The sequence below is a fragment of the Acetobacter sp. DsW_063 genome (assembly GCF_002153745.1).
GTDB lineage: Bacteria > Pseudomonadota > Alphaproteobacteria > Acetobacterales > Acetobacteraceae > Acetobacter.
This window is the reverse complement of record NZ_JOPL01000091.1, coordinates 41252-63083: the sequence shown is the minus strand read 5'-3', so window position 1 is coordinate 63083 and position 21832 is coordinate 41252. Positions and strand designations below refer to the sequence as shown.

At 58.4% G+C, this 21832-nt stretch carries 17 protein-coding genes and 2 pseudogenes; 8 read left to right on the top strand and 11 right to left on the bottom strand.

Features of this window, described 5'->3' with window-relative positions:
• A partial coding sequence (locus tag HK28_RS11700) for an autotransporter-associated beta strand repeat-containing protein (RefSeq protein WP_198945875.1) occupies positions 1–1872 on the bottom strand: 1872 nt, incomplete at its 3' end.
• Positions 1873–2177: 305 nt separating this feature from the next.
• Between HK28_RS11700 and HK28_RS14345 the strand changes: the two are divergent.
• Together HK28_RS14345 and HK28_RS14535 are read left to right on the top strand one after the other, a co-directional pair.
• Positions 2178–2880: pseudogene (locus HK28_RS14345) on the top strand (IS6 family transposase).
• Positions 2831–3112: a S41 family peptidase gene (locus HK28_RS14535; RefSeq protein ID WP_369823656.1), complete on the top strand. Its 282-nt coding sequence runs from the start codon at positions 2831–2833 to the stop codon at positions 3110–3112. The pseudogene HK28_RS14345 and the gene HK28_RS14535 overlap by 50 nt, the downstream one beginning before the upstream one ends.
• A 421-nt stretch (positions 3113–3533) precedes the next feature.
• Here the strand turns inward: HK28_RS14535 and HK28_RS11685 are convergent.
• The 3 genes and pseudogenes from HK28_RS11685 to argH form a co-directional block, all read right to left on the bottom strand.
• Positions 3534–4363: pseudogene (locus HK28_RS11685) on the bottom strand (IS5 family transposase).
• Between the two features lie 419 nt (positions 4364–4782).
• Complete coding sequence (locus tag HK28_RS14165) at positions 4783–4923, bottom strand: hypothetical protein (RefSeq protein WP_198945872.1); 141 nt, start codon at positions 4921–4923, stop codon at positions 4783–4785.
• On the bottom strand, positions 4920–6362 hold the full coding sequence (gene argH / locus HK28_RS11680; protein WP_086644731.1) for an argininosuccinate lyase: 1443 nt from the start codon (positions 6360–6362) through the stop codon (positions 4920–4922). Before argH ends, HK28_RS14165 begins: the two co-directional genes overlap by 4 nt.
• A 66-nt stretch (positions 6363–6428) precedes the next feature.
• Between argH and HK28_RS11675 the strand changes: the two genes are divergently transcribed.
• Positions 6429–6971: a TlpA disulfide reductase family protein gene (locus HK28_RS11675; protein WP_086644730.1), complete on the top strand. Its 543-nt coding sequence runs from the start codon at positions 6429–6431 to the stop codon at positions 6969–6971.
• A 24-nt stretch (positions 6972–6995) separates the two neighbouring features.
• On the opposite strand, the gene HK28_RS11670 is transcribed toward HK28_RS11675, so the two are convergent.
• From HK28_RS11670 to HK28_RS11655, 4 genes are all read right to left on the bottom strand, one after another.
• Positions 6996–7541, bottom strand: a complete 546-nt coding sequence (locus HK28_RS11670; protein ID WP_086644729.1) for a GNAT family N-acetyltransferase — start codon at positions 7539–7541, stop codon at positions 6996–6998.
• Positions 7542–7807: 266 nt separating this feature from the next.
• Entirely contained in the window at positions 7808–8725 is a 918-nt protein-coding gene (ppk2, locus tag HK28_RS11665) for a polyphosphate kinase 2 (RefSeq protein WP_086644728.1), read from the bottom strand.
• A 101-nt stretch (positions 8726–8826) separates the two neighbouring features.
• Positions 8827–10311, bottom strand: a complete 1485-nt coding sequence (locus HK28_RS11660) for a carbohydrate porin (protein ID WP_086644727.1) — start codon at positions 10309–10311, stop codon at positions 8827–8829.
• Between the two features lie 261 nt (positions 10312–10572).
• A complete protein-coding gene (locus tag HK28_RS11655) occupies positions 10573–11376 on the bottom strand; it encodes an MOSC domain-containing protein (RefSeq protein ID WP_233140508.1) in 804 nt (267 codons plus the stop codon).
• A 131-nt stretch (positions 11377–11507) separates the two neighbouring features.
• Here HK28_RS11655 and pepT point away from each other — a divergent pair, with 131 nt between their 5' ends.
• The 4 genes from pepT (at position 11508) to HK28_RS11635 (ending at position 17734) form a co-directional block, all read left to right on the top strand.
• A complete protein-coding gene (gene pepT / locus HK28_RS11650; RefSeq protein WP_086644725.1) occupies positions 11508–12743 on the top strand; it encodes a peptidase T in 1236 nt (411 codons plus the stop codon).
• A 408-nt stretch (positions 12744–13151) separates the two neighbouring features.
• Positions 13152–15410, top strand: coding sequence for a TonB-dependent siderophore receptor (locus HK28_RS11645; RefSeq protein WP_086644739.1), 2259 nt, complete (start codon positions 13152–13154; stop codon positions 15408–15410).
• Positions 15410–16393 carry an ABC transporter substrate-binding protein gene (locus HK28_RS11640; RefSeq protein WP_086644724.1) on the top strand — a complete coding sequence of 328 codons (984 nt, stop codon included), beginning with the start codon at positions 15410–15412 and terminating at the stop codon, positions 16391–16393. Before HK28_RS11645 ends, HK28_RS11640 begins: the two co-directional genes overlap by 1 nt.
• Before the next feature lie 12 nt (positions 16394–16405).
• Positions 16406–17734: an NtaA/DmoA family FMN-dependent monooxygenase gene (locus tag HK28_RS11635; RefSeq protein WP_086644723.1), complete on the top strand. Its 1329-nt coding sequence runs from the start codon at positions 16406–16408 to the stop codon at positions 17732–17734.
• A gap of 138 nt (positions 17735–17872) precedes the next feature.
• Here HK28_RS11635 and sucD read toward each other — a convergent pair whose 3' ends face one another.
• Positions 17873–18748, bottom strand: a complete 876-nt coding sequence (gene sucD, locus HK28_RS11630) for a succinate--CoA ligase subunit alpha (RefSeq protein WP_086644722.1) — start codon at positions 18746–18748, stop codon at positions 17873–17875.
• Complete coding sequence (gene sucC, locus HK28_RS11625) at positions 18748–19947, bottom strand: ADP-forming succinate--CoA ligase subunit beta (RefSeq protein ID WP_086644721.1); 1200 nt, start codon at positions 19945–19947, stop codon at positions 18748–18750. The genes sucD and sucC overlap by 1 nt, the downstream gene beginning before the upstream one ends.
• Positions 19948–20335: 388 nt before the next feature.
• Here sucC and HK28_RS11620 point away from each other — a divergent pair, with 388 nt between their 5' ends.
• On the top strand, positions 20336–21124 hold the full coding sequence (locus tag HK28_RS11620; RefSeq protein ID WP_086644720.1) for an inositol monophosphatase family protein: 789 nt from the start codon (positions 20336–20338) through the stop codon (positions 21122–21124).
• Positions 21125–21135: 11 nt separating this feature from the next.
• On the opposite strand, the gene HK28_RS11615 is transcribed toward HK28_RS11620, so the two are convergent.
• Positions 21136–21597 carry a MaoC family dehydratase gene (locus tag HK28_RS11615; RefSeq protein ID WP_086644719.1) on the bottom strand — a complete coding sequence of 154 codons (462 nt, stop codon included), beginning with the start codon at positions 21595–21597 and terminating at the stop codon, positions 21136–21138.
• Positions 21598–21832 lie beyond the last annotated feature (235 nt).

The following is a 21832-nucleotide window of genomic DNA, read 5'->3' as shown; positions in this document are numbered from 1 at the left end:
GTCATGCACGCCGCTGGACTGAGCCAGTGAGCCCACACCCGACAACGCAAGCCTCCCGTCGCTGATCGTCGTCGCGCCCGTGTAGGTAATTTGGTCGGTATTCGAGCCATTGATCGTTGTCGTGCCAGTCCCCATTTGCGTCAGACCGCCACTTCCGAAAATCGCCTGGCTTATGGCGAAATTACTGCTATAATCAATCGACAATATGCCATTATCGACGATAGTCGGATTTCTAAAAGTATTTTGTTGAGAATTACCATTTCCTAACTGCAAAGTCCCGGCGTCAATGTAGGTTATTCCACCATAATTACTATCGCCTGTCAGTATCAACGTCCCGAGCCCGATCTGGTGAAGATCACCGTTGCCGGAAATGGATTGAGATACTGTATACGTGTCGCTTCTATCAAAATACAGATGGCCATCGTTTACGATAGAAGACGAGTTGGAAATACTTCCCGTTGTTCCACCATCACCAATCTGCAATGTCGCTGGCGCAGATTTTATGCTTCCATCGAGCGCCTTTGTTCCGGTAATTGTCGTTGTTCCGGTATAGGTGTTGGACCCGGAAAGGATCATTGTGTCCGTTCCGTCCTGCACCAGATTTCCACTTCCGGTAATATCGCCAGTCAGGTTGAGCGGCGTGCCCGTGCTGGAATGGTCGAACACCAGCGTACCGTTATTGGTGATGATGTCTCCATCGAGAAAGCCAGTCGTTCCGCCATTTCCCAGTTGGAGCGTTCCACCCTGATTGATATTTACAGATGTAGCTTTAACAGTTGTAGTTCCATCAAGAACTAACGTTCCGCCGTCAACACTGGTTATAAGATTATTGCTTAGATTCGAAAGTGGATTTGAAATAATCCACGTTCCATCACCCGTCTTGGTAAGGGTGCCAAATTCCTGGACCGTGCTTTGCAGCGTGTCGCCACCCGAATCACCGGTCAAAATCAATGAGGCGGCATCGCCGCCTCCCTGTAGATTTCCGTTGATAGTCGAGCCGTTATACAATGTAACAATATTCGCCTTGTTCGTTCCCAAGGTTATATTTCCATTAATAACTCCGCCTGTTTCGTTGGTAAAATCAACAACGCTCGATGCGGAATTTCCCAAAATAACGGGACTCGATCCAGTTATGTCAGCAGAACCATCACCTCCTGCGGTAATGGTTCCGTAATTCTCTATCGTATTAGTCGCGGACGCATTGGCGCCAGTGCCCTGAAACCATATGGCCGCACTACGATTGGTTTCAATAAGTCCGTAATTTATAATTATGTTGCCACCGCCGCGAGGATTAAGCGCTTCGGCATTAAAAACCGCCCCTGCATTCGCGGATTTATCAGCATTGAATCCGCTGTAAATGGCTCCATTTTTCCCAATAACAACCGTCGTATCAGAATCAAATTGTATGGTATCAGACCCTGTTCCGCCTGGATTATTCGTCGACAATTCCGTACTTGTGATAGTTCCATTAATAGTTATCAGGTTATTTTCTGCGACCGTGCCAGAATTCAGGCTAATTGCGGTACCTGTCGTGTTAATAACGCTACCCTCCGCAAGGGTGACGTTGTTGATGCTCTCCGAAGAATCGGCCCCGCCATAACCTATAACTGACGAAGCGTTATTTGAGGTGACAGCTAACGTTCCAGTCAGGTTGACCGACGTATAGGTGTCACCAACTCCTCCAATCAGAGGCGAACTGGAATTGCCTGCCCCCGTATAGCTGGAACACGTTAACGTCTGGCCCGTTGAATTCAGTGTACATCCGGCTGGGTAGGTGGCCGCGCGCGCAAGTTCGCCGCCGCACAGAGGAATGAGAAAAGTTGTCAGAAAACACGACGATTTCAGGACAAAAAATTTTCCGCCATTCCTCATCTTCGCACCCAAAATTAACCAGTGGTTAACCTAACGAAGTCTCGCAGATGCAGCAATATTGAAACTCAAAAAAGAGATCGTAGGCAGATTTTGATCTGAAGTGCGCCACTGGAGATAATCTCCGGTTGTTTTGGACAAAGAGTCCAGAGATTGGCCTTGGACTGTGGCCACCTGCCGTTACGGATCGGCGGGTGATCGCTCTTATGAAGGATCAGAAACACAGGGTTCGCGGGATTACGCGGCGTCTGGGCCGTCGTCATAGCAGGTGATGTCACGTTAATTTTGAACCGCGCTAAACTGATCTGATGAACAGGAGGTCAGTGAGTTACAAGCGGTATCGTCTTCCGCGCGAGGTGATCGCGCATGCGGTGTGGCTGTATTTCCGCTTTCCCTTGAGCTTTCGACTGATCGAGGAGATGCTGCTGGAGCGCGGGATCATTGTCTCATGTGAAACGATCCGCTGCGGGAGCCTCAAATTTAGCTCCGCATTCGCCCGCACCCTGCGTCACAAGGCAGCCAGATGTGGAGATTTCTGGTATCTTGATGAAGTCCGGATCGTGATCCAGGGCCAGCCCCAATGGCTGTGGCGGGCGGTCGATCAGGACGGCTAGCCCTCGACAAAGTCCTGCAAACCCGCCGCAATACGAAGGCTGCAAGGCGTCTGCTGACCAGGCTTTTGAAGAAACGGGGCATACACCAGACACCGATGATCACGGACAAGCTGAAATCTTACGGCGCCGCCAGACAAGAGTTCGCCCTGTCGGTCCGGCATTTGTCTCACTAGGGGCTGAACAACCGCGACGAAAACAGCCATCTGCCTTTTCGAAAACGCCAGCGGATCATGCAAAAATTTCGCTCCCCAAGCGATGCCAGCGTTTCGTCTCAGCCTTCTCCGCTTTCCCTAATCTCTTCGTCCCACCCGCCCCCATCGCCACCGCTCTTTCACGTCTTATCCATCGTGTCAGGGCTTACGCTCAATGGAACGACGCGCCCGCTCTCGCCGGCTGACAATCCCGGCTTTGGCCTTCAGCCACCTAACGTTAACGTGACAGCGCCACTCACTATCCTCATCAATAAGGCCTCCTTTTCAGCGGCAGAAAAACTTGCAGCTGAAATCGAGGATAACCGTGCAGGAGTGATACTCGGTGATAGGTCGGCGGGGGCTGGTTGCGGACATGCGATGGAAGATTCACCATTAAACTTACCCTATTCAAAGGGTACTTTAAGTTTGCCAGACTGAGCACGCTTTCGGCACGGTGGGCTGAATAAGGTGTCCGGCGTAACTCCAAATATTTTTCGTGGCCCGAGACTATACGACGGCCAGAAATTGCAGAAATCTTATCTTCATACCGGTCTTCGAAAAGCAGTAGGGCAGGTAATTATTCTCCTTTTGCATTAACTACATTTCCCAATATGAGATACCTGACGCGATCCGATCTCACGTCCGCATTCAGAAACGCCCCCGATGTTTTTAAATGGCCGGGGTGAGGGGCGTAAGCAGACGCAGCACCCGTAACACAGTCCCATGTGCTGGTGACGCCGCCCTCGCGTCCCTGTCTGTTGCAGATGTGCGAGGATGTATAGCGGAAGAGAGCCCGTTTGGGAGCATAGGTCCCTTCCACCTGCACTCAACCCTGAGTGTCCGTCCGGGATCATTGTTTTTAATTACAGATCTTTCTGAGCATCAATCGAACTGACGCACATCGGAGGAAAGCGAATGCATTGCGATTGAGGCACTCCCAATCCTTGCTCAGGCGTCGGTAGCGGTTCAACCAGGCAATGCTGCGCTCCACGATCCAGCGCTTGGGACAACACCACGAATTTTCCGGCGTTACAGTGCCGCACGATCTCGACATTCACAGAGCGGCAGACATGCGCCCGTCCTTGCTGAAACTTTGCCCCCTGATAGCCAGCGTCGGCTTAGAGTTTCAGGAGGAACGGATACGATCCGAACAATGTCGCCATCAGCATGACACCGCCATCACGATCCTGGATATCGTCCGCGGGGACCGTCGCCTCCTTCAACAGGCCCTGCGTATCGACGAGGACATGCCGGTTCTTGCCCTTGATCCTTTGCCGACGTCAAAACCGGGCGGATCGATGCGCCGTCCCCTTTTTCGGCACTCTTGACGCTCGGGCTGTCGATGATCGCCGCTGTCGGACTTGCCTCACGGTCCGCCTGCTCCCGACACAGGACGCAGAGCACATGATGCAGACGGTCGAGTGTTCCGTCATGCTGCCAGCGACAGAAATAGTAATTCACCGTGCTGCGCGGCGGGAGGTCTTTCGGGATCGCGCGCCACCGGCAACCCGTTCCAAGAACATACATCAGGCCATTCATGACCTGCCGTATATCCACTGTCCGCTTATTACCGCCACGCCGGGCACCCGGGATCAGAGGTTCGATCAGCGACCATTCCTTGTCCGTTAGATCACTCGGATAGTGAATCTGGCTCCAGTCATATCGGGCAAGGTTCTCGGCGATCCATATCAGCAACTCCTGCGAATCAGGCGCGCTACAAAGAATCACAAACGATTCCAATGATTCAAGATGATCTTGGACGGGAACTGAACAGTTGCTTGGGACTTTTGATCCCGCACGACGTAGACAGGACCCCTCACCATGCCACAGCCAGTCATCGGCTGAGATCTTTCGCGCGCCTTCCTCGATCTCTGCGACCCTCAATCCGGCAGGATACGGCGCATTCCCAATACCCGTGACACCACCGTCGAATGCGCCGAAACGCTCACACCCGAAAAGCCCATCGTTTTCGAGGCCACCAGCGGCTGCGACGACCTCCTCATCGCCGTCGCATGTCAGCTTCTCGACATACTCAATGCCATGATCCAGGAAGGTCAGCCTTTGCAGGTCACATGATCGACACAGTTGCCCCTCAGTCAGCATCACCCTTAATCAGGAGCGGGATAAGACCTTGGAAATATAATCCTGTCCGCAGGTCCGGGCGGTTCCGGGGAGCCTTTCTTTCCACAGTCGGCCAAAGCCAGCAGCAGGCACCCCAGTAAAATCGGCGTGACGATGACCCGTGTCATGCGCCTTCTCCATCAAGACGCGTCAACCATGCCGCCGCCTGCTGCCGCACATTGACGCCTGAGGTGCCCCCCTCGCTGGTGCGAGAGGCGATGGACGCTTCGACGGTCAGCACCGAGAACACATCCTCGGTGATCTGCGGCTCGACTTCCTGCATCGCCGAAAGCGGCAGATCGGACAGGTCCACGCCGTCAGCCTCCGCCCGTGCGACGATCCGGCCGGTGACATGATGCGCCGTGCGGAAAGGCAGCTTCAGAACCCGGACCAGCCAGTCCGCGAGATCCGTGGCGGTCGAAAAACCTGAGCCCGCGAACTGACGCATCCGCCCTGCATCCGCCAGCAGATCGCAGATCATGCCGTCGCAGGCGGCCAGCGTCAGCGTGATCGCCTCGGTCGCCTCGAACACCGGAACCTTATCTTCCTGCATGTCCTTGGCGTAGGCCAGTGGCAGGCCCTTCATCACCGTCAGCAGGGAGATGAGCGAGCCTGCGACCCTCCCGACCTTCGCGCGCGCCAGTTCCGCCGCATCCGGATTGCGCTTTTGCGGCATGATGGAGGAGCCGGTGGTGAAGGCGTCGGACAGGCGGATGAAGCCGAACGGCGCCGAGCACCAGATGACGATCTCCTCCGCCAGCCGCGACAAGTGCATGGCCATGATGGACAGCGCCGAAAGGTATTCGAGCGCGAAGTCGCGATCCGACACCGCGTCGAGAGAGTTCGCCGTCGGCCTGTCGAAGCCGAGCGTGGCGGCGGTCATGCGACGGTCGATGGGAAAGGATGTCCCGGCCAGAGCGGCCGAGCCGAGGGGGCATTCGTTCAGGCGCTTGCGTGCGTCAGCCAGTCGCCCGGCGTCGCGCGACAGCATCTCGACATAGGCGAGCAGGTGATGGCCGAAGGTGACGGGTTGCGCGGTTTGCAGGTGCGTGAAGCCCGGCATGGCCGTGTCAGCGTATTCCAGAGCGCGTGTGGCGAGGGAGCGCATCAACGACGCCGTCTGCCCGGAGACGCCATCGATCGCGTCGCGCACCCACAGGCGGAAATCGGTGGCCACCTGATCGTTTCGCGAACGCGCGGTGTGCAGGCGCTTACCCGCCTCGCCAATCCGTTCGCTCAGCCGCGCCTCGATGTTCATGTGAATGTCTTCAAGGGCCTCATCGAAGGAGAACGTTCCCGCCTCGATTTCCTTCGCGATGCCGTTCAGGCCGTCGCGGATAGCGGCTTCGTCCTCAGCGGAAATGACGCCGACTTTGGTGAGCATGGCGGCGTGAGCCAGAGACCCGGCGATGTCCTGACGCCACAGGGCCTTGTCAAAACTGATCGAGGCGTTGATTTCGCGCATGATCGCGGATGGTCCGCTTGCGAAACGGCCGCCCCATTGAACGTTGGCGCCGACGCCCGTCTGTCCCGTCGGCCCCTTGCCCGTCACGCTCCGCTCCGTCATGCTCGCCTCATGCCTGATAGTCTTTCACGATGCTTTTTTCGTCCGGATACGCGCCTGGCACGGCGCATGGTCCTGATCGCGGGCGGCAGCCTAATCGCAGGCGCTATCAGGCGCAAACCGGCGTCCGCTGAAGACGATGCCGCCAACGGCGCGCCAGTCGCGCCCGACAGGCTTACGGCGCACCCACCGAAACCAGTTCCAGCGCTCTCCTTCACGGATGCGGGCGGGATGGCTCACGCGCTCGCGGACTATGTCGGTAAACCGGTCATTCTTCATCTCTGGGCGACATGGTGCCCTCCGTGTGTGACGGAACTGCCCACGTTGGCGCGTCTTGCGCCACAGCTTGAAAAGGACGGCGTCGTCGTTCTCGCCGTGTCGCTCGATCGCGGCGGCGCAGCGAAAGTCGCGCCATTCCTGACGCGTACCGGCGTGACGACGCTGCCGCCTTACTACGATCCGACGGCGGCTACGGCGAAGGCGCTGGATGAGGAAGCCTTGCCGGTTACCGTCCTCATTGATCGGCAGGGGCGTGAAGTCGCGCGCCGATCGGGGCCAGTCCTGTGGGAGGCTCCTGGAGCCGAAGAGGCATTGCGCCACCTGCTGGGGTGAGTTCGCGCGCCATCACGCTTCGGGCTATGTGGCGTCCGCGCCATCCCACTCCTGCCGAAGCATCGCCATCATCACGGTGTCCCAGCGTTCCCCGTCGATCAGCACCGACGATCGCCGAACGCCCTCTTTTACGAAATTCTGCCTAACATAGGCGCGTATCGCAGCGACGTTCCAACTGTACACGTTCAGTTCGACGCGTTCGATCTGTGGGTGGGAGAACGCCCGGGCGACGGCCTCCCGCACCATGTGGCGCGCAAGCCCCCTGCCTCGCTCGCTCGGGGCCATAGCCACCCGACACAGCTTCGCCACCCCGTTGAGCCAGTCAAAAGCGAGCTGAACGTGACCGATCATCTTTCCGCTCTCGTCTTCAACCATCCAGCATGACGCTTTCGCATTCTCAATCGCCATTGGAGCCATCTGCGTGCTGTCGAGCGGATAAAGCAGTCCCGGGCCGCCCCATTGGACGACGTCTTTCTGACTTTGAAACCAACTGGATAGCGTCGCAAAGTGCTCCTCTGCGAAGGGGACCAGAGTTAATTGAGGGACCGGCTCGTTCGGAGTGGCAAGCATCTGAAATCCTGTATAGCGCGCTGTTCTGAAGCGAGCGCGGTCGTCGCCAGATCCTGATGTTTCGCCTGTTCGGCGGGACGCAGGCTGAGTCAGGCGGAGGATTTCAGAAGAAGGGCGAAATGTAAATTTCTCACCGGACCAGATATGGACGCCTCAAGGCATGCAGCATCCGACAAAAAGCGCCCTGTGTATTTCCTGCTGTTTATTCTGAGCGGCCCTTCGAAGCGGGTTGAGCGCTCCGAAGGACGACGCAGGGCGAAAGCCGATTAATACAACTCAGGAACGATCATCGAAGCCGGCGTTGGCTGGCGCTCGTAGTCCGGGTGATGAACACGCGCGGGCAACACGACTTCAGGATGCGGCAGGGCCTGATACGGAACCAGCGACAAAAGATGTGAGATGCAGTTGAGGCGCGCACGCTTCTTGTCGACCGCCTGCACGACCCACCACGGCGCCTCCTCAATGCTGGAGCGCTCGAGCATGGTCTCCTTCACGTGGGTGTAGTCCTCCCAGCGACGACGGCTCTCCAGATCCATCGGGCTGAGCTTCCATTGCTTCAGGGGATCTTCGATACGGGCGCGAAAACGGGCTTCCTGTTCGTCGTCGGTTATCGAGAACCAGAACTTCACAATCTGGACGCCGCTACGGACCAGCATCCGTTCGAACTCGGGGACAGAGCGGTAAAACTCTTCATATTCAGCGTCGGAGCAGAACCCCATGACCCGTTCGACGCCAGCGCGGTTGTACCAGCTGCGGTCGAACAACACGATCTCGCCCGCTGCGGGCAGATGCGCGACGTACCGCTGAAAATACCACTGGGTGCGCTCCCGGTCGTTCGGCGCGGGCAGCGCTGCGACGCGGCAGATGCGCGGGTTCAGCCGCTGCGTAATACGCTTGATCGCCCCGCCCTTCCCCGCCGCGTCGCGGCCCTCGAACAGAACGACCAGACGATGACCTGTGCTTTTCACCCAATCCTGGAGCTTGATCAGCTCGCCCTGCAGGCGGATCAATTCGCGAAAATAGATACGGCGGAACGCGCGATCTTCAGCGTCGAGCGGGCCTCCGACCGCTTCCTCTTCCGGCGACAGCTCGAATTCCTCATCGAGGTCATCGATGATCTCGCGGCGCATCTGCACGCGCTCACGTTCCTCGGCTGACAGCTCGATCTGTTCCCACTCGTCCATCGTGCGCGCATCCCTGCTTTCGCGACGTTATTCGTCGCGTGGCTCAGGATACCGGTTTTGAGACGACGGCGATTTGAAACTTAGATGAAACTCGCAAGGCGTCAGAAGGTCGTCGTCATGTTCAGGCCCGCCACGAAGCCATTGGCGATCCCACCCGAACTGCCCTGGGCCATTCCGCCGACATTCCAAAAATACTGCAAATCTGGCTGAAGGTTGAGGTAAGGCGTCACCGCAATCTGCCACGTCAGTTCGAGGTGATTCTCAGGTTTCAGGTCGGCGGCGCCGGAGCCGCCAAGCCGTATCGCGTCGCGCGCGCTTTCCAGAGCCCGCCGCCCATAGAGCGTCGTCCCCCAAGCGATACCGATCGTATCGTCGATACGCCCCGGAACCAGCCCGTCGAATGTCAGACCCGCTTCAACTTCCGACGCGAAACGGTTTCGTACACCGCCATTGGCGGTGGCGCGGATGAAGACGCTGACGGCTTTCTGCCGCCCCTTCGCCGCGCGCCACAGCATCTGGTCAATGACCGTATAGGCCATCCAGTTTCCGCGATGGTAAAACGGCCTCCCATCACTGTCAGGACTACCCAGCAAGCCGCCACGATCATCATAACGTTGATCAGGAAAACGGCCGGTGTCGAACAGCGCGCCTATTTTCCATGTGCCGGGCAAGGCGGCGTTGTCTCGGGTGGCGAGCCTCCGCGCCGCGTCGACCCAGAGCTGAGCTTCGCCAATAAAGAGGGCCCCGCCTTTGGTCGAGAATTGGGTTCCCGATGGGTCGCGCTGATTGGCCGCGACGGAGCTATAGAACGGGCCGTGGGTCGGATTGTCGTCTGTCACCGCACCCATCAGCACCAGCGGATGAGCAGGCGCCCATTTTACACGGACGCCGACAGCAGAATATGGCCATGACGGGCCGCCCGAATAGAGGTTGCTCGACGTGGAAAGCGGCCACCCAAAACTGGCGTTCAGGAAAAGCGACGCGTTTTGGCTAACCAGAAATTCGGTGTCGAGGTCGATCGATCCAACACGGACGTCAAGACGATTTCCTAAAAAGCCCTGCCCGTACCAGAGTTCGAAGAGGCGCGTCGAGCGCCCGGCGTCGTAGCCGCTGACCGCATTCAGCGATTGCAGGCGCTCGTTGGTTAACGACCGGCCACGTATCTGCAGCGCGCTGATGTTAAACAGCCCGTCATGCCACCCAAAGGCCTGCTGCGTGTTCAACTGGAGCGTGACGGCGGTGATCCCGTCATACGTCGGGCCGGGGCGCACGCCGCCCGACGCCAATCCCCACAATTCCTCCACGTCTTGCAGATTGATCTGCACGCCGTGACGATCAAGCCATGGCCTGACTCCCCCGGCATTTCCGAGCAGTTCCGTGCTGGCGTCGCTGACCGCAGGCGCGAAATCCGGCGCCGGCGCCGGAAGCGGTACGCCCGATGGCAGAACATCGGTGACCAGAGGCGTACTGGCTGCAACCGCGTGCGCCATTGGCGCGACAAAACCGAGCGCCGCAACGATCAGAATGCGGCTAAGACGTGCGCCAATTTTGCGTGAAGGATTACTCGCCTGGAGCGCCGCTATCATCGGCGATTTTGAACTTGTCGAGAGGGTCCAGGACGCCAACAGGTCATCGCCACACAGAGGTTCGGGAGGTCGACTGGCGTCCGGCAATGGTTTCCTCGGATCAACAGCGGAGGCTACGGGAGTTTCCTCCGGGAGAGGCGACGGCGAAAGTTAAGTTATCATGACTTCCAGCACCATGAAGAACCGTATCCCGTACCTGTCTGGCTTCACTCCGAACTCTGTTGCAATGTGGCCGACAAAGCGCGGATCGGCGAACGTCGATTATGTCGCCGCACCCCGTTCGAGAATTTCGACAGTGTCGCCTTTTCGAATAGTTCCCGCTTTTTCAACAAGAAAATTTTGACCAAACATAATACCCTCGGGCGTCCGGCGAAATCCGGCGAGCGTCTTCAGCGGTTGTCCCGGAACAACGATGGAGCCGCTTTCCTGATCAATCGTCGTGACGACGCAGCGGGAACAGGGCTTCACCAAAGCCAACTCGACCTGCCCTATCCTTATGCGTGTCCACTCGTCCTCCGCCCAGGCCGACGCGCCCTCCACGACAACGTTCGGGCGAAAACGCGTCATCGGCACGGCGCGATCCAGACGGGCGTTCAGATCGTCCAGCGACGCCTCCGTGCAGAGTAGGCCAGGAAAGGCGTCCGCGAAGGAGACCTGAAACTCCTGCCCGTCGTGCTCTCCGGGCCGCGCGCTGTCCGGCGCATCCATGTAAACCAGTCGCGACGCCCGCCCCAACGCGGCTTCAAGCCAAGCAGCGGCTTCGTCGCCCGCGTCATTTCCTGTCACGTCACTGCGCCAGACGCGCACGCGCCTCGCGCCGCCCGACGGGCACGAAATCGTCAAAGACACGTCGCCGTCACGTTGAAGCGTCAATCCGTCTGGCGTCGGCGTCACGGAAATTCGCGCCATCGCGGCGTCGGTTCTTTGGGTAATGAAGACGCCTTCCACGTCAACCACGACCCATCGGCGGTCGCCACGTGGCCCCCAGGGATCCATGTCCACTTGAGTCAGCAACAAGCCGCGCAGGCTTTTCACCGGATAAATATGAAGGGACGAAACTTTCACTGACGATCCAAATTCCCTATATCCGGGTGACGCTCTTGCCTGCATGCAGGCGAACAGCAGAGTTTCGCCCGGCAGTCTGTATTCTATTGTCCGGCTCAGGCAACCCCTTACCGGCCAAGGAACAAAGCCCGATGCCACATTCCGGCTCCCGCCTGCTCGATCGCTTTCTTCGTTATGTCGCGATCCCGAGCCAGAGTTCCGCGCAGGCCACAGTGGTTCCGTCTTCCGACGGGCAGTGGACTCTGGCGTCGCTCCTCCGCGACGAACTGAACGAACTTGGCCTGAAGGACGTCCATCTCGATGAGCATTGCGTGCTCACAGCGCACCTCCCGGCGAACGGCCCCGCCACCGCGCCGCGTATCGGGTTCTGTGCGCATCTCGATACTGTAGACGTAGGTTTGTCGCCAGAAATGCACCCGCAAATCCTGCGTTACGATGGGCAGGACATCTGCCTGAATCCGGAACGCGACATATGGCTGCTGGCTGACGAGCATCCGGAACTCACGCCCCATATCGGACAGGACGTCGTCTTCACCGACGGGACGAGCGTTCTTGGCGCGGACAACAAGGCGGCTGTCGCGATCGTCATGGACATGCTCGAAACCGTCATCGCGAGCGGAACACCGCATGGAGACGTGTTCGTCGCGTTCGTCCCCGACGAAGAGATCGGCCTGCGCGGTGCAAAAATCATGAACCTGGAGCGTTTTCCGGCGGAGTTCGCCTATACGGTGGACGCGTGCGCATCCGGAGAATTTGTTTACGAAACATTCAACGCAGCACAGGCCAAGATCACGATAGATGGAGTAACAGCCCATCCGATGGCGGCGAAGGGCGTTCTCGTCAATCCTATACTGGTGGCGACTGACCTGATCGCACGGTTCGATCCGCACGATACGCCGGAACATACCGAAGGGCGGGAAGGTTATTGCTGGGTGAATGGATTTTCAGGGGATCAGGCGACCGCGCGCCTTTCCGTCTCGATCCGTGATTTCGACCGGACGAATTTCGAAAAACGAAAAGTTGATCTGCAGAAGAAAGTTGCCGCGACTCTTGCCGCATTTCCGCGAGCCGCAATTTCCTGCGTGATCGCCGACGTTTACTCGAACATCGCGTCGGCGATGGGTAATGATCGCCGCTGCATTGCGTTGCTGGAGGAAGCGTTCGCCGCTTGTGGGATCACGCCAAATGTCATTCCCATGAGGGGCGGAACGGACGGCTCGGCCCTGTCGGCGCGAGGAATACCAACACCGAACTATTTCACCGGCGGCCTGAACTTTCACTCCATTTACGAATGTCTTCCGCTTCCAGCCTTCGCTCAGGCAAGCGAGGTGACGTTGCGTCTGGTGACGCTGGCGGTGCAGGCTTGAATGGAAGCATGCGCGCGCTTTTGTCAGAAAGGCAAACTGTCAGATCAATCCGCATGACATGATTTGTTAAAATATGCCTCAACCGTAACCTTTAGATATCTCGTTTGTGACGTCGACACCCCGCCTTTAAAGCCTGACGCGCTTTCCCAGCGTCAGGACTAATTTTCCGGAATGTCGATTTTCTTTTCATCTCAAAGAACTTTCCTCGCAGCGTCTCTTGCCTTTGGATGTAACGCCGCGTGGGCAGAGGGCGTGGCGTCGGTTTCTTCGGCCCACGCCAAACATGACAGCCGGAAATTCGTTCACACGACGCAGGCGGCCCGAACGACGACGCGTAGCACGAAAACGCCAGTGCGCTCGAGTGTGCTCGCCGCTCCCAAAACTTTACCTTCCCAAGAGTCTGAACAGATGATCGTCACTGGCACGCGTGACTCTCATCGCACGGCGAGAAGCAGCGCCAGCCCGATCGATATCATCACCGGCGCGGAACTTGCGCGAACCGGCGCGCTCAATATTGCAGATGCTCTGGCGCGTACTGATCCGTCGATTAACAGCAGTTTACTCGCCGGTTCCGGGCAGGTCGCCGGCATACGCATGAGGGGGCTGACACCCAATGAAGTTCTGGTTCTTGTCGATGGCAAGAGACGACACACGACAGGCGTAGTCGCCACCTACTCAGGCCCCGAGCACGGCACGACGCCGGTAGACCTGAACGCAATTCCTCTTTCGGCGATCGATCATATTGAAGTTCTGCGAGACGGCGCGGCCGCCATGTACGGATCGGACGCCATCGCCGGCGTAGTCAATATCATCCTCAAAAAGACGGATCATGGGCTCAACACGTCGTTCCAAAGTGGCGCTCATCCATTCAACTATCTCTATGGCTCGCCTGGCTGGGATTATCAGCTTAACGCCGACGGCGGCCTGAAGCTGGGGAATGACGGTTATTTACACCTTAGCGGACAGGTCTATCACGCTGACCATTTCGTGACGGGCACGCATTATCGCCCCGAGGACTATAATTTCGCCACACCGGAAGAGACACGTGAATCCCTCGCGATAGAACTGGGAAAGAACATCACTGAAAACGTAAAGTTCTACGCCAACGTCACCTATATGCACCGGCATATTCAGCTCTACGAAACGAACCGACTGCCCAGTATATTGCCCAGTGTCTACCCATGGGGATTCAACCCTTCCAGTGTAAACGAGGAGAATGACTACGCCGCCACGCTCGGCCTCACAGGGGATCATTTCCTCGGCGGTTTTCATTGGGATTTGAGCACGACATACGGCGCAGACGAAAGTCGGCTGTCCACCATCAATTCCGCAAACACCTCCTATTACGCGGCTTATGGCTGGACACCCACCAAGGGGTTCGCGGAGGCATACAGAAACGCACAATGGACCAATAATCTCGATCTGAGTCGAGGCTTTGTGGTTCTCGGGCGACCTCTGAAACTGGCTTTCGGGGCGGAACACCGCCTTGAGACATACGACATCGTATCTGGCAACGCGCCCACATACCTTCTTGGAGGATTGCAGGGAGCGCCCGGACTTACTCCGCAATCCGCGGGGTCGTGGAGCCGTGATATCTGGGCTGGATACGCCGATGTCGGGATTTCTCCTGTCAGGAAGCTCGATCTCGATTTCGCCGGTCGGTTCGAGCACTACACGGATTTCGGCAATGCCGAGAGTGGTAAAGTTTCCGCGCGATATGAGGTTTCAAAGCGTCTGGCGTTTCGGGCCACGATCAGCAACGGGTTTCGCGCACCTTCTTTGGCGGAGCAACATTTCAGCAGCCTGAGCGTGACGCCGACCGGGGCCTCTGGAAGCCTCGCCGTCAATTCGGCGGCCGCCGAGCTGCTCGGCGCGACAAAATTGAAGCCTGAACGTTCCACCAATATCAGCGGTGGCGTCGTGTTTGAGCCCTTCCCGCGACTGCACGTCACCGCCGACGCTTATCAGATCACCATCCGCGACCGCATTCTCGGCGGAGGCAATTACAACGGCGCGTTGGCGGAAGAGGCTATTGGCCTCACCGGCATCGCGCTCCCACCGGGGCTGGATCCAAGCAATGTCACGGCCAATTACTTTTCAAACGCGGCAAGCACACGGACCCAGGGCGTCGACATCAACGCCGACTATGTGACTCGCTTCGGGCGCTATGGCGTAGTCGACTGGACGGTCGGTATCGACCTGAACAGAACACGCCTGCACCACCTGTCGAACGATGCGAACGGGACGCCGCTGCTGAATGCGCAGGCGATCGGCTGGATCACCACAGCAACGCCCCGCAGCAAGATCATTCTGAATGCGCGGTGGACTATCGGGGCGTGGGACGTGAACGTGCGCCAGACACGTTACGGTCAGACGACGGGAAATCTCACGTATCAGGTCGCCGCCCCTGCAGCGCTTCGTTACTCGATCCAGCAATTTGCGCAGTTCGAAAATTCCCCGCGCTGGATGACTGATCTCGAGGTCACGAGACGCTTTATGTCGGACCGGCTGAGGGCGACGATCGGCGTAAACAATCTCTTCAATGTAAGGCCACGAAAACTGCCTCTCATTCTGAGATACAACGGAAACTCTATTTACGACACGTCATCATCCGGAATTCCGATCACCGGCTCCTACTGGTACGGGCGAGTGGGATATTCATTCTGATGGACGAGCAGCAAAGGGCCACGTCGATGTCGGATATGCCCGTAATAAAGCGACGCTCCTTCCTTTCTGGCGCAACCGCTCTGGCGCTGACCGGGACATGCTCCCCACGCGCGCGAGCTGCGTCTGATCGGGAACTGACTGTGAGCTACCAACAGTCCTCCATACTGTTTCAGGTCGCGCGCGCAAACAATCTCATCAACCCGCGGCTTGAGAAAATCGGCTTCAGTCCAGTGTGGAGCATATTGAGCACCTCAGCCGCCCAGATCGGGCAGGTCGATTACGTCAGTGACGTCGCTGAAGCCGTGCCCGTCGTCGTTCTGCCGCTGTTCCCGTCGCTGGCCATTTACGCGGTCGAAGGGCCAAGCCCGAGCGCGCTTGGCATTGTCGCGAGAAAAGACCGAGGAATCACCAGTTTCTCTGACCTGAGAGGACGCCGCGTCGCGGTAGGGAAGACCGGAAGCGCATTCGATTTTCTTGTTCAAGCTCTTGCGTCCGTCAATCTTAAACTGTCGGACATTCACCCGATTTATGTGCCCGAGTCAGCATGTCTCCAGGCATTTCGAACCGGCGCCATCGACGCCTGGGCGACCTTTGATCCGTTCTTCAGTTTCGCGACGGCGCTGCCAGAGGCTCATCTTCTGGGCGATGGTTCTGCCGTCAAAATGCGTTACAATCGCTACTATCTGGCTGACTCTGCCTTTGTACAGGCTCATCCGGAGACCGTTACGACGTTCCGCTCGGTCCTGAACGATGCAGCGGCGTGGGTCCGCGACAACAAAAGCGCGGCCGCGTCTCTTCTGTCCCGACAGTGGGAAAATATGTCGATCGATACCGTCACATCCGTTTTGCAGCACAGGACTTTTTCAATTCGTAGCCCGGATGCAAGCGATCTCGATACGCTTCAGGCGATCAATGACCGTTACGCCGCGCAGGGGCTGGTCCCACCGGGGCGCGATTTCAAGGCCACAAAAATCATTGCATAGGAAAATCCGACAATGAGCAAAAGACAACTGAAGCTCGGCCTTGTCCCAACGGGCGTCGGCGGACCAGGAAACTACAACCGGTGGCTGGATCCCGAAATTCCGGCCAACGCAAGCGTTGACGTCAACTGGTTCGCAGACGTTGCGCGACAGGCTGAAGACGCAAAATTCGACTGGCTTTTTATCGTGGACAGCCAGTTCATCACACCGAATTCACCACCCCATTACCTTAGCCGACTTGAACCGTTGACACTGCTCTCGGCTCTGGCGATGGTCACGCGCCATATCGGTCTCGTTGGAACCCTGAGCACGTCCTACAATGACCCGTTCAACATCGCCCGCCGTCTCGCCTCCCTCGACCTGATCAGCGGCGGCCGAGCAGGCTGGAACGTCGTGACAACCGGTGACGCCGGAACCGCAAGCAATTTCAGCCGCGAAGAGCATTTCGATTACGAAGAACGGCACAGCCGCGCCGAGGAATCTATTGAGGTCGCACGAGGCCTATGGCGTTCGTATGAGGATGGCGCGCTTCCCCGCGACAGGGAAAGGAAGCTCTTTCTCGACCCGTCGAAGCTGCATTCCCTGAACCACAAGGGGCGACACTTCAGCGTCGCCGGGCCGCTGAATATCGAGCGGTCACCGCAAGGCGAACCAATCATTTTTCAGGCAGGCGACTCAAATCCCGGCCGCGACCTTGGCGCGCGCTTCGCTGATGCGGTGTTCACTCACGGTTCGACGCTCGAAGCAACGCGGGCGTTTCGCGACGACATGCGTAAACGCGCCGCGTCGTTCGGTCGTGACCCTGACAGTGTGCTGATCTCCCCCGGCATCAAGTTTGTAGTCGGCGACACGGATGCAGATGCAGTTGAACTGGAGCGGCATTACGCCGAACATGATCACAGCTTCGATTGGGCCTTAAGGGAATTTGGCCGACTTTTTGGCTGGCATGACTTTACCACATACGATCTGGACGCCCCCTTCCCCGCAGAAGTCCTGAAACTTGCGGAAAAGAGCTGGTATACGGCGGCGAAGGCGGTCACTGAACGCGCAGTGGCGGAGAAACTGTCGCTCCGGCAGGTCGTGGAAGCCACCCAAAATCGCGGGCGCGTCGCCTCGGTCGGCCGGGGGAAGCCGTTCGTTGGCTCGCCTGTAACTGTCGCGAGCAGCATTGCTGAGTGGTTCGAGAATGGCGCATTGGATGGCCTTAATATCTACCTTGAGCATCCGGCCCAGTTCAGGCGTTTCGTCGCAGAGGTTTTACCGATCCTGCGCGAGCAGGGAATCGTCAGAACGGAGTATGAAGGCGCGACTTTGCGAGAAAACCTCGGTTTGTCGCGCGGCTGACGCATAAAGGACTCAAACTCAGTGGCGTAGGCGTCTAACACTGCGGAACAGCGTTCGCAGGCGCCATTCTTGGGAAAACTCCGAGATTCGGTGGTCACCAAAGGCCAGCGCCGCCATCAGGCGGCGCTGGAATTAGCTTCAGCCCTTGAGCAGAGACAACAACGTTCTGCCCATCTCGGCCGGACTGGGCGCGATATGAATGCCCGCTGCGCGCATGGCCTCGATCTTCGCCTCCGCCGTTTCTTCACCGCCGGAAATAACAGCTCCGGCATGCCCCATACGGCGGCCCGGCGGCGCTGTGATGCCTGCGACGAGTCCCACGACCGGCTTTTTCGTCCGGCTGTCGCGCAGGAACTGCGCCGCTTCGATTTCGGAAACGCCGCCGATTTCTCCGATAATGATCATGGAATCGGTTTCAGGGTCGGCGACAAAGCGTTCGAGAACGTCGATGAAATCCATGCCCTTGATTGGATCGCCACCGATGCCCACGCATGTGCTTTGCCCGAGCCCAAGGTCGGACGTCTGAGCAACCGCTTCATAAGTCAGAGTCCCGGACCGCGAGACAATGCCGACGCCGCCGCGCCGATGAATCTGTCCTGGCATGATACCGATCTTGCAGGCGTCGGGCGTGATAACGCCAGGACAGTTCGGCCCCACCAGCAGGCTTTTTGAACGATCGAGCGCCACCCGAACGCGCAGCATGTCCTGCACAGGAATGCCTTCGGTGATGCATATGATCAACGGAGTTTCGGCGGCGATCGCCTCAATAATGGCGTCGGCCGCGCCAGGCGGCGGAACGTAAATGACCGTGGCGTCGGCATGCGTCGCGGCGCGCGCCTGCTCCATCGTGTCGAATACCGGAAGGCCGAGATGCGTATCTCCGCCGCGACCCGGCGTCACGCCGCCAACGACCTTCGTGCCGTAGGCGATCGCCTGCTCGGAATGGAACGTTCCGTGCGCGCCGGTGAACCCCTGCACAAGAACTTTTGTGTCTTTATCGACGAGAATAGACATCAGGCTGCCCTCCGGCTGCGGACGGCGGCCACAATCTTCCGGGCTGCGTCCCCCAAATCCTCAGCGACGATCGCGTCGAGACCGGATTCTTCGATCATCTTCAACCCCTCCTCGACCTTCGTGCCAGCCAGACGCACGACAAGCGGCGTTTTCAGGCCGACCTCCCGGCAAGCGGAAATGACAGCCTCCGCAATGATGTCGCAGCGCATGATGCCGCCAAAAATATTGACCAGGACGCCTTCAACGCTCGGATCGCCCAGCAGAATGCGGAACGCGGCGCCCACGCGCTCGCGCGAGGCGCCGCCGCCCACGTCCAGAAAATTGGCAGGAGATTCGCCTTCGGAATGGATGATGTCCATCGTCGCCATGGCAAGGCCCGCGCCGTTAACCATGCATCCGATCGTGCCTTCCAGCCCAACATATGAAAGACCAAATCGCGCAGCCTCCCGCTCGCGAGGATCTTCTTCATTCGGATCGCGGAGTTCTTCGATCTCCTTGTGACGGAACAGGCCGTTGTCGTCGAAGCCCATCTTGGCGTCGAGCGCGAGCAGCGTTCCCTCTTTTGTGACGACAAGCGGATTGATCTCGACCAATGCGGCGTCGAGCGTGGTGAACGCCGTGTATGCCGCCCGCATGACCTGCACGAACTCGCGAATCAGTTGCCCCGTGAGACCGATTTTCACTGCGATGTCGCGGGATTGATAATCGCTGAGGCCAAGCGCGGGATCTACGGGAACCTTGTAAATGCGTTCGGGCGTTTTCTCCGCCACATCTTCAATGCTCATGCCGCCGGCGTCCGATGCGACGACAGTGATGCGTCGCGCCACGCGATCTATGAGAAGCGACAGATAAAGCTCGCGGTCGATTGCGCATCCTGCCTCGACATACAGGCGACGAACAACGCGTCCGGCAGGGCCGGTCTGTCGGGTGACGAGCGTGCGGTCGAGCATATCGTAAGCCGCGGCTTTCGCCTCCTCCGGGGTTTTCACCAAGCGGACGCCACCGCCAGAAGACTCCCCCAGAAAATGTCCGGCACCGCGACCGCCTGCATGGATTTGCGCCTTAACGACGAAAACGCTCCCCGGAAGCGTCTTGGCCGCATCTCGCGCTTCGCCCGGCGAATGCACGACCACTCCCGGCGGTACGTTCATTCCGTAACGTTTAAGAAGAGCCTTAGCCTGATACTCATGAATGTTCATTGCTTCATCCTGAGTCCCACCCGTTCGCGGGGGGATGTCTTGTGGCCGTTATGCGGACTCCGCGTGTCCCCAGTTATCGTGGTTCAAACCTCGCCCGCCTCGGCTGTTGTTTATTTTTGCTCCGGCGTTGTAGCAAACGTTTGATTGGGAAATACGTTCAACCCGCTCTCCCGTTCGTAACGACGAGTGTTCGACGCCGAAGGCTATCTGTCAAAACACGTTCTTCGTATCATCGGCGCCTCATACGCGCACGCCTTGGCGTCAGAGGACTACTCCTACGTCCTTCCAGCCGCTCGACTACACCGAGCGTCAGCGGCATAACCGTCGCCGGAACCATAACCAGCCGGTCCAGCCGGCCAGAAGAGGCCGGCTCCGGCTGGAACGCATCATGTCCGTCGCAATAGATCGCCGTCTTGAAGCCGCTCGCGCAGTGGTCGAGGACGCCTCTCGCCTGGCCCTTGCAATGCGCCCGCCATCCGGTGGCCCCAGCGGCAGTCAGAAATCCGCCCAGGACTGGCTGACCGAAGCGGACGGCGCCGTCGAAGCATTCGTCGCTCGCCGTATGCAAGAACTGTTCCCTGAAGACGGGTTTCAAGGCGAGGAAGGTGGCAGCGTCAGGCAAGGAAGCTTGCGGTGGGTGATTGACCCCATCGACGGCACGTCGAATTTTGCGCGCGGTCGCAATCGCTGGTGCGTGTCGCTTGGGCTGCTGGACGGCGATCGCCCGGTGGCGGGTGTGATCAACGCCCCCGCGCTGGGCGAGATTTACACCGCGCGGCTGGGCGGCGGCGCATTCATGAACGGGAAGCCCATTCATGCTTCCCCCGTCACCGATACGCGCAGCGCGATGATCGAGATGGGATGGAGCAACCGCGTTCCGAAACCAGTTTTCATGGAAAAAATCGGGGCGATTCTCGATCTCGGCGCGATGCCGCGTTCGGGCGGTTCCGGAGCGCTCGCGCTGGCTGACGTCGCATGCGGGCGGCTGGACGGTTATATTGAAATTGTCATCAATCTGTGGGACGTCGCCGCCGCGCTGATCATCCTTGAGGAAGCGGGCGCCCGCGTCTCGCCGTTCCTGCGGGAAGGCGGCTTGACAGGTGGGGCCACGATTCTCGCTGCAGCTCCGGGCGTGGCTGAAGCCCTGTCGCAGGCAACAGGAATTGCCCTCGCCTGAGCGTTGGACGTTCACTCCGGTTTTCTGAACGCCAGCACTTTTGTGATCTGACGTTGGCGCGGCTCTCCCTCCTGCCCAAGCGTCAGTGTTTCGACAGTCACCACCCCCTGCTCAGGGCGAGATCGAGACGGCGCGATCTCCAAGACACGGCACTCCACGCGCAGCCTGTCGCCCGGATACGTGGGACGCGGCCACTGGATGTCGGTCGAAAGACCGATCAACCCTTTGTAAAATGGAAGGATTTCAACCAGAAGACGCATGGTGATAGCAGCGGTGTGCCATCCACTTGCTGCGAGTTGACCGAACATCGACGCTTTAGCGGCTTCGTGGTCGATATGGAAAGGCTGCGGATCGAACTGCTGCGCAAAGGCTACAATCTGATTTGCGTCCATTTCGTATTCGCCGCTTCGAAACAGATCGCCCGTCTTGAGATCGTCCAGATACCATGGCCCCGAGGTGTTATTTGGCGGCATGAGAATTCCCTTGATTCAGACGCGAGCAGAGCACGATCAACAATCCCGCACACGCTTCACTGTAGCGGCGGATCTTTCAAAGGCTCCGGCCGCTCAGGCTCTTCGCGTGCCGGAGGCTCGTCCAATGCAGGAGGAGGCAAGGGCGGGACGCGCCCGGGATGCGGAATTTCGGGACCTGTGGGTATCCCGCCTGGTGATGTCAGGCATGATCGCGTCATTCAAAAACTCCCCTCAT